This window comes from Microvirga tunisiensis, from assembly GCF_009296175.1.
Classification (GTDB): domain Bacteria; phylum Pseudomonadota; class Alphaproteobacteria; order Rhizobiales; family Beijerinckiaceae; genus Microvirga; species Microvirga tunisiensis.
Genome location: NZ_VOSK01000920.1, coordinates 1 through 734, shown reverse-complemented (window position 1 = coordinate 734; position 734 = coordinate 1). Strand labels below are relative to the sequence as shown.

1 protein-coding gene is annotated in these 734 nt (G+C 59.7%); it reads left to right on the top strand.

Features of this window, described 5'->3' with window-relative positions:
- Positions 1 to 511 precede the first annotated feature (511 nt).
- A partial coding sequence (locus FS320_RS44520; protein WP_162003664.1) for a transporter substrate-binding domain-containing protein occupies positions 512 to 734 on the top strand: 223 nt, incomplete at its 3' end.

Sequence of the window (734 nt, the reverse complement as noted above, 5' to 3'; positions counted from 1 at the left end):
AGTTCGGCGGCACCGATGTGGTCGGCGTGTTCCGCGAGCGCGTCAATGCGCAGCCGGGCCAGCAGATCCGCGTCACGCCCGATCCGAAGCTGGTGCATCTGTTCGACGAGCAGTCCGGCAAGCGCCTGTAATCCCGGCTGGTCGAAACGAGGGAGAGCGATACCGCCGTGCACAATGTGGTCGCTACGGCGATCAGGTTGCTGAACCTATTACTCTCCCTCAAAGCTTCGAGAATGTCTCCTCCCGTCACTTGTGGGAAGTAGACTTGATGCATGCTCAAGGAAGAAACAGCAGAAATTCCTGAGGCAACGGCGATTTCCTTGCGACCCAAGGCGGCCCTTGGCTGCTCCGGCGACATGGTTTGCGTCCGGCACCTATGGCATCATGGGCGTGGGCCTCTTCCTGGAGGGCCGCATGCCTGAGATCGACGAAACAGACTGGCCACCCCACCTGGATGCGCTCGTAGCAGCCTCAGCCACCCATCGCCTCCTCATTGATGACGAGGCCATAGGTGTCCTTGAGGTCACGGTCGAGCCTCATTCCAAGCCTCAATGCAGGGAAGTTCGATCTGGTGCTGACGCTTGGGATTAACGAAATCCGCAAGAAAGTGGTCGACTTCACCATTCCCTATGCGAGCGGGGTCGCGACCTTCCTGACCCTCAAAGGCAGCCCGATCGCCACAATGCCGATGACGGGCGAGCGCCTGAACCTCAACGACAAGAATGCTGCCGATC